Source organism: Steroidobacter sp., assembly GCF_016790065.1.
Classification (GTDB): domain Bacteria; phylum Pseudomonadota; class Gammaproteobacteria; order Steroidobacterales; family Steroidobacteraceae; genus Steroidobacter.
This window is the reverse complement of sequence record NZ_JAEUPY010000666.1, coordinates 1-7138: the sequence shown is the minus strand read 5'-3', so window position 1 is coordinate 7138 and position 7138 is coordinate 1. Positions and strand designations below refer to the sequence as shown.

Here is a 7138-nt window from a genome sequence, read left to right as displayed (position 1 = left end):
CGTTTCAGGCAGCGTGCGCTCGACGAAGTCGAGCATGCTGAAAGCTTCTACGGCACGGACATCGACGCTGAAGTGACAGCACCACGTGCACCCGGCCCGACAAGCCAGCGTGCTGACATCCGGCGCGGCGGCAATGCGAGCATCGTGCCGCAAGCGAGAGTTCTCGTACGCCTGCACCACGCCGACGTCGCGAATCTCTTCGCCAGCTCGCTGCTGTTCTTCAGCCAGAACGCTGCGAACGAAAGGAACGTCGACAGAGATCTCCATGATTAGCGGCGGCTCCTGCGAGTTCAGCTGCGCTCAACTGCAGTTCTTCGGATAGTCGAAGTCTGCGTTGACGCCGCTGTCCCACTCCAGCTCGCTCCACTCCTTCAAGTCAAACTCCAACGTATAAATCGCACAGGTCGGCAGGTTGTCGACGTCCCGCTCCGCCGAAACCTTGTCGGCAAACTCCGTCAGCCCAGGATTGTGACCCACGATCATCAAATGCTGGGCCGCACCGCCGAGCTCGCGGATCACTTCCTTCAATACCTTGGGCGAAGCCAAATACAACCTTTCATCCTGCTGCAGCTTCGCTGCCGGCAAATGCAACTCACGAGCGAAAATCTGGGCAGTGGTAATCGCGCGCACCGCCGGGCTGGCAATTACCAGGTCCGGCTTCAATTTGCGCTCCCGCAAGCGGCGAGCCATTTCCGGCGCGTCTTTTTGCCCGCGGGGTTCGAGCACACGATCCCAATCTTCCTGGCCGGAATGTTGAGTCTCGGTCTTGGCGTGGCGAAGCAGGGTGAGGCGTCGCATGGCTTCCCTTCTGATCAGGTATCGGCTTGGATCTCGACCACGCCTGCATCATTGACGCGGGTTTGATAAGTGCGTACGGGTTCGTAGGCCGGTGGTGTCAGCGCCGCGCCGGTGCGCAAACAGAATCGAGCACCATGCCTCGGACAAATCACGACAGCGCCGTCGACGGCACCGCCGGCGAGTTCGCCGCCATCGTGAGTACAAAGATCGTCGATGGCATAGAACTGACCGCCGATATTGAACACGGCGACGAGTTGAGCGTCGATCTCGGTCTGCGCGTAGTCGCCCGGCGCGATCGAGGCGGCCGGCGCCACGGGATGCCACGACATGGTCACATCATCCCGGTTTGTAGACGAGCCGCTTCGGACATCATGGTTTGATTCCAAGGCGGATCGAACACCAACTCGACGTCGGCGCGCGCCACGGTGGGCACCAGCTCGACTTTGTCCTTCACGTCCTGCACCAGCACTTCGCCCATGCCGCAGCCCGGCGCAGTGAGCGTCATCTTGATGTCGGCGACGCGGTCGCCTTCGGGCGAGCGCGTGATGTCGCACGAGTACACCAGGCCCAGCTCGACGATGTTGATGGGAATTTCCGGGTCGTAGCAGGTGCGCATCTGATCCCACACCAGCTGTTTCACATCGTCGTCGGTGGCGTCGGGCGGCAATTCCGGCGCGAGACTCGGCTCTTTGCCGAGCGCATCCGCGTCCTTGCCGGGAATGCGGAACAGATTGCCTTCCACATAGACGGTGAAGCTGCCGCCGAGGGCCTGAGTGATGAAGCCGGTTTTACCTTCGCGCAAGGTCACCGGGATGCCGGCGGGAACCATGATGGCTTCGACGTCGCGCTGTAGGGTTACAGGTTCGTTGTCGTGGCTGTGCATGAAAAGAACTAACTACTCTGTAGTCACCGGTTCGGCGGCCCGATCCAGCGCCGCATTCAACGTATGCCAACACAAGCTGGCGCATTTGACGCGAGCCGGAAACTCACGCACGCCGGAGAGCGCCGCGAGTTTGCCGAGCTTGGCAGGGTCGACGCTGGCGTCGTGCTGAGTCAACAGCGCGTGCACGTCGTCGAACAACTCTTTCACTTCCGACTTGGTCTTGCCCTTGACGGCTTCGGTCAACAGCGAGGCCGAGGCGACCGAGATGGCGCAGCCGCTGCCTTCGAACTTCACATCGGTGATGTGCTCGCCTTTGAGGTTGGCGTACACCGTGAGCCGGTCGCCGCACAACGGATTGTGTCCGTCGGCGTGCGCGTCGGCCGGCTGCAGCTTGCCGAAGTTCCGCGGATGGCGATTGTGATCCACGATCACGTCGCGATAAAGGTCTTTCAGGTCCATATCGTTATCTGGGGCGTCAGCCCAATACTTTGCGGGTATGTTCGAGCGCGGCCACGAGCCGGTCGATTTCCTCGCGCGTATTGTAGAACGACATCGACGCGCGCGCCGTCGCCGGGATCTTGAAAAAGTCCATCACCGGCATGGCGCAGTGATGACCGGTGCGGATCGCGACCCCCTCGGTATCGAGGATGGTGCCGATGTCGTGCGGATGAATGCCGTCGAGCGTGAAGGACACCACTGCCGCCTTGTTCGGCGCCGTGCCGACGATGCGCAAGCCCGGCAGTTGGCTGAGGCGCTCGGTCGCGTACTCCAGCAACTCGTGCTCGTAGGCAGCGATGCGATCCATGCCGATGCTTTGCAGGTAGTCGATGGCCGCTGCGAGGCCGATGGCACCGCTGATGTGCGGCGTGCCGGCTTCGAACTTCCACGGCAACTGATTGTAGGTGGTCTTCTCGAACGACACCGACAGGATCATGTCGCCGCCCCCCTGCCAGGGAGGCATTTTCTCCAGCAACTCACGCTTGCCATACAGCACGCCCATGCCGGTGGGGCCGAGCATCTTGTGGCTGGAGAAGCAGTAGAAATCGCAGCCCAAGGCCTGCACGTCGACCGGCGTATGCGGAATGGCTTGCGCGCCATCGAGCAGCACCGGCACGCCATGCTGTTTGGCGACGGCGATGAACTTTTCCACCGGCACGATGGTGCCGAGCGCGTTCGAAACGTGGGCCAGCGCGAGCAACTTGGTGCGCGGGCTGATGAGCTTTTGGAATTCGACGAAATCGACTTCGCCTTGCTCGCTGATCGGAATGACCTTGAGCACGGCGCCGACCTGTTCGCGCAGCATCTGGTAGGGAACGATGTTGGCGTGATGTTCCAGCGCCGAGATCAGGATTTCATCGCCAGGCTGGAAGCCGGTGCGCAAGAAGCTCTGAGCGACCAGGTTCACCGCTTCGGTGGTGCCGCGGGTGAAAATGATCTCTTTGGTATCCCGAGCGTTGATGAAGCGGCGAATGGTCTCGCGTGCGCCTTCATACGCATCGGTCGCACGCTGGCTCAGCGTATGAACGCCACGATGCACGTTGGCGTGGTCATGCTCGTAATAGCGAGAGATCGCTTCGATCACTGACTTCGGCCGCTGACTGGACGCTGCGTTGTCCAGATACGTCAGCGGTTTGCCGTTCACCGTCTGATGCAGAATCGGAAAGTCGCGCCGGATGGCAGCGACGTCGAGCGCGGTCGCTCGCGTGGCTGTAACAGCTGCGTTCATGCTTTGGCCTCGTTCGCTAGCTTGAACCGCTCATCGATCTGGTGTTCCAGCGCAGTGCGCAGCGAGTCGAGATCGATGGTCGTGAGAATGGATTCGGCGAAGGCGCGAATCAGCACGGCCCGCGCATCCGATTCGGACAGGCCGCGCGAGCGCAAATAGAACAGGGAGGTCGCATCGAGCTGCCCGGTCGTGGCGCCATGACTGCACTTCACGTCGTTGGCGTAGATCTCCAACTCCGGCTTGGTGTCGATTTCCGCCGTCGGCGACAGCAACAAGTTGCGGCTCGATTGACGCGAGTCGATCTTTTGCGCGTCCGGTCGCACGATGATCTTGCCGTTGAAAACGCCGCGGCCCTTGCCGCCGGCGATGCCTCGATAATCTTCTTCGCTGGTCGTATGAGCGGCGATGTGATCGAGCTTGGTGTGCGCGTCCAGATGCTGAGTGCCCATCGGCGTGAACAACCCGAACAACGCCGCATGCGCGCCGCTGCCTTCGATCAGCGCCGTGATGCCGGTTCGGCCCAGGGTACCGCCGAGCTGCAGATCGTGAATCGAATACCGAGCGTCCTTCGCCAACCGCGCTTGCACGTGGCCGATATGGAACGCACGAGGCGCTTCCTGCTGCACGCGGAAATGTTTCACCGCGCCGCCGGCAGCGACGTCGAAACGAGCGACAGCATTGGTGAAGTATTCGGTTTCGTTGGCGCCGAGGTAGTGCTCGATGACGGTGACGCTGCTATTGCGGCCAGCACGAACGATGATGCGTGGATGGCTCATCCGTTGCGCGGCTGCGCTCGTCGACTGATGCACGATGTACAGAGGCTGATCGAGCACGGTGTTGTCGGCCAGGTTGACCACGACACCATCTTCGAAAAACGCCAGATTCAATTGTTCCAGTGCGTTACCGCCGAGCTGGTCATGATCTTTCAGGTACGCCGCGACCGCCGCGGGATCGTGTTGGATCCATTGCTTGAGCGTCAGCACCGTTACGCCCGGAGGCTGGGCGGTCTGCGACGAGAGAGCGGGGAGCCAATGGCCGTTGACCAGCACGACACGCGTGCCCGACGTCGTCAACCAATCGGGCTGATGCGCATCGAGTGCCGAGGCATCGGCCGGCGCGAACGAGCGCGACTCGAGGCGACGCAGGTTGGTGTACTTCCACGCTTCGTCTCGCTGCGTCGGAAAGCCGGCAGCCGAAAACTGTTCGAACGCTGCGCGTCGGAGCGCGATCAGTTCGTCATTGCCCTGCCAGCGCGCATCGAACGCCGTTTTGTAGCGCTCGATCGGCGACGCCGTGGTTTTGGCAACGGCACTCACGCTGCGGCCTCTTGCTTGACCCAGTCGTAGCCGCGCTTTTCCAATTCCAGCGCCAGCGACTTGTCGCCGCTCTTGATGATCTTGCCGTCCGAGAGCACGTGGACGTGATCCGGCTCGATGTAGTCGAGCAGTCGCTGATAGTGGGTCACCAGCACGATGGCGCGATCCGGGCTGCGCAGACTGTTGACGCCATTGGAGACCACGCGCAGGGCGTCGATGTCCAGGCCCGAGTCAGTTTCGTCGAGCAGCGCGAGCGCCGGCTCGAGCACCGCCATCTGCAGAATCTCGTTGCGCTTTTTCTCGCCGCCGGAGAAGCCTTGGTTGACGCCGCGGTTCAAGAAGCTCTCGTCCATCTGCATGAGCTTCATCTTCTCGCGCACCAGGGTGAGGAACTCGAACGCGTCCATCTCGGACTCGCCGCGATGTTTGCGAATGGCGTTGAGGCCGGCCTTCAACAAATACACGTTGTTCACGCCGGGAATTTCGACCGGATACTGGAACGCCAGGAACACGCCTTCACGGGCGCGCTCTTCGGGCGCCAGCGCGAGCAGATCCTTGCCTTTATAAGTGACGCTGCCCTCGGTGACGGTGTAGCCGTCGCGACCGGCGAGTACTTGCGCGAGCGTGCTCTTGCCCGAGCCGTTGGGGCCCATGATGGCGTGCACTTCGCCCGCGCCCACTTCGAGGTTCAGACCGTGCAGCACCTGCTTTTCGCCGGCGAGTGCGTGGAGATTCTTGATACTAAGCATGTTGAGAGTTTTGTTTACAGGTTAGCGACGGCTATCTCGTCGGCGTCTCAGCCGACCGACCCTTCCAGGCTGACAGCGAGCAAGTTCTGAGCTTCGACGGCGAATTCCATCGGCAGCTCTTTGAACACGGCTTTACAAAAGCCGTTGACGATCATGTTGACCGCGTCTTCCGAAGAGATGCCGCGGCTCAAGCAATAGAACAATTGATCGTCACCGATCTTGGACGTGGTGGCTTCGTGCTCCACGCTCGCGGTGGGCGTGCGGACTTCCATATACGGGAAGGTGTGCGCGCCGCACTTGTCGCCCATGAGCAGCGAGTCGCACTGAGTGAAGTTGCGTGCGTTGATGGCGCTCGGCAATACCTTCACCAGGCCGCGATAAGCGTTCTGACCGTGACCGGCTGAAATGCCCTTGCTCACAATCGTGCTGCGCGTGTTCTTGCCGATGTGAATCATCTTGGTGCCGGTGTCGGCCTGCTGATAATTGTTGGCCACCGCCACCGAATAGAACTCACCCACGGAGTTGTCGCCGGTCAGGATGCAGCTCGGATATTTCCAAGTGATCGCCGAGCCGGTTTCGACTTGCGTCCAGCTGATCTTCGAGTTGGCGCCACGGCACTCGCCGCGCTTGGTCACGAAGTTATAAATACCGCCGACCCCGTTCTCGTCGCCGGGGTACCAGTTCTGCACGGTCGAGTACTTGATCTGTGCGCCTTCCAGCGCGACCAGCTCGACGACCGCTGCGTGCAGCTGATTTTCATCGCGCATCGGCGCCGTGCAGCCTTCGAGGTAGCTCACGTGCGAGTTTTCCTCGGCGACGATGAGCGTGCGTTCGAACTGGCCGGTCTTCGCCGCATTGATGCGGAAGTAAGTCGACAGCTCCATCGGACAACGCACGCCTTTGGGCACGAACACGAAGGAGCCGTCGGTGAATACCGCTGAGTTCAACGTGGCGAAGTAGTTGTCCGTGTAGGGCACGACGCTGCCGAGATACCTCTCGATCAGCTCGGGATACTTCTGCACGGCTTCGGAGAACGAACAGAAAATCACGCCGGCCTTGTGCAAGCGTTCTTTGAACGTGGTCGCGACCGAGACGCTGTCGAACACTGCATCGACCGCCACGCCGGCGAGGCGGGCGCGCTCGTGCAAGGGAATGCCCAGCTTGTCGTAGGTCTCGATCAGTTTCGGATCGACTTCTTCCAGGCTCTTGGGCGCATCCGCTTTGGGTTTGGGCGCCGAATAGTAGGAAATCGATTGGTAGTCGATGGGCTGGATGCGCAGGTGCGCCCACTGCGGCTCTTTCATGGTGAGCCAGTGGCGGTAGGCGCGCAGGCGCCAGTCGAGCATGAACTGGGGCTCGCCCTTCTTGGCCGAGATCAGACGGATCACGTCCTCGTCCAGGCCGGGCGGGACGGTGTCGGATTCGATGTCCGTGACGAAGCCGTGCCGGTACTTCTGGCCGACCAGGGCTTCGAGGGTGGGATCGGTTTGGGGATTGCTTGCCATTGGAAATGTCAGCGCAAAAATTATTCGTGCGAGGCCCGCAGCCGGGTCAGCGGTACGGTGGTAGTGGTGACCCCACGAGGCGCGCCCGCCAGCTCGGCCAGCGAAATGTCAGTGAGAGCGCGACGAATCGCGGCGTTGACCTTCTGCCAGGTATGGCCGAC

Annotated in this window: 9 protein-coding genes; all 9 read right to left on the bottom strand. The window is 61.3% G+C overall.

Annotated elements, in window-relative coordinates; translation table 11 throughout:
• The coding region (locus JNL55_RS27505) for a hypothetical protein (protein ID WP_293862174.1) at positions 1-267 on the bottom strand (267 nt) is incomplete at its 3' end.
• A gap of 33 nt (positions 268-300) precedes the next feature.
• Entirely contained in the window at positions 301-798 is a 498-nt protein-coding gene (locus JNL55_RS27500) for a SixA phosphatase family protein (RefSeq protein WP_293862171.1), read from the bottom strand.
• Positions 799-812: 14 nt separating this feature from the next.
• The gene (locus JNL55_RS27495) at positions 813-1127 is read right to left on the bottom strand and encodes a Rieske (2Fe-2S) protein (protein WP_293862168.1); all 315 of its coding nucleotides are present in this window, start codon (positions 1125-1127) and stop codon (positions 813-815) included.
• Between the two features lie 2 nt (positions 1128-1129).
• A complete protein-coding gene (sufT, locus tag JNL55_RS27490; RefSeq protein ID WP_293862165.1) occupies positions 1130-1681 on the bottom strand; it encodes a putative Fe-S cluster assembly protein SufT in 552 nt (183 codons plus the stop codon).
• Between the two features lie 12 nt (positions 1682-1693).
• A complete protein-coding gene (gene sufU, locus JNL55_RS27485) occupies positions 1694-2140 on the bottom strand; it encodes a Fe-S cluster assembly sulfur transfer protein SufU (RefSeq protein WP_293862162.1) in 447 nt (148 codons plus the stop codon).
• 16 nt (positions 2141-2156) lie between these two features.
• Positions 2157-3407 carry a cysteine desulfurase gene (locus JNL55_RS27480; protein WP_293862159.1) on the bottom strand — a complete coding sequence of 417 codons (1251 nt, stop codon included), beginning with the start codon at positions 3405-3407 and terminating at the stop codon, positions 2157-2159.
• Positions 3404-4723 carry a Fe-S cluster assembly protein SufD gene (gene sufD / locus JNL55_RS27475; protein ID WP_293862156.1) on the bottom strand — a complete coding sequence of 440 codons (1320 nt, stop codon included), beginning with the start codon at positions 4721-4723 and terminating at the stop codon, positions 3404-3406. Before sufD ends, JNL55_RS27480 begins: the two co-directional genes overlap by 4 nt.
• A complete protein-coding gene (sufC, locus tag JNL55_RS27470) occupies positions 4720-5472 on the bottom strand; it encodes a Fe-S cluster assembly ATPase SufC (protein ID WP_293862152.1) in 753 nt (250 codons plus the stop codon). The genes sufD and sufC overlap by 4 nt, the downstream gene beginning before the upstream one ends.
• 47 nt (positions 5473-5519) lie before the next feature.
• The gene (sufB, locus tag JNL55_RS27465) at positions 5520-6977 is read right to left on the bottom strand and encodes a Fe-S cluster assembly protein SufB (RefSeq protein WP_293862149.1); all 1458 of its coding nucleotides are present in this window, start codon (positions 6975-6977) and stop codon (positions 5520-5522) included.
• Positions 6978-7138 lie beyond the last annotated feature (161 nt).

Coding starts and splice junctions, on each gene's coding strand:
- JNL55_RS27480 (WP_293862159.1), bottom strand. CDS start 3,407: ATGAACGCAGCTGTTACAGCCACGCGAGCGACCGCGCTCGACGTCGCT.
- JNL55_RS27495 (WP_293862168.1), bottom strand. CDS start 1,127: ATGTCGTGGCATCCCGTGGCGCCGGCCGCCTCGATCGCGCCGGGCGAC.
- sufB (WP_293862149.1), bottom strand. CDS start 6,977: ATGGCAAGCAATCCCCAAACCGATCCCACCCTCGAAGCCCTGGTCGGC.
- sufT (WP_293862165.1), bottom strand. CDS start 1,681: ATGCACAGCCACGACAACGAACCTGTAACCCTACAGCGCGACGTCGAA.
- sufC (WP_293862152.1), bottom strand. CDS start 5,472: ATGCTTAGTATCAAGAATCTCCACGCACTCGCCGGCGAAAAGCAGGTG.
- sufU (WP_293862162.1), bottom strand. CDS start 2,140: ATGGACCTGAAAGACCTTTATCGCGACGTGATCGTGGATCACAATCGC.
- JNL55_RS27500 (WP_293862171.1), bottom strand. CDS start 798: ATGCGACGCCTCACCCTGCTTCGCCACGCCAAGACCGAGACTCAACAT.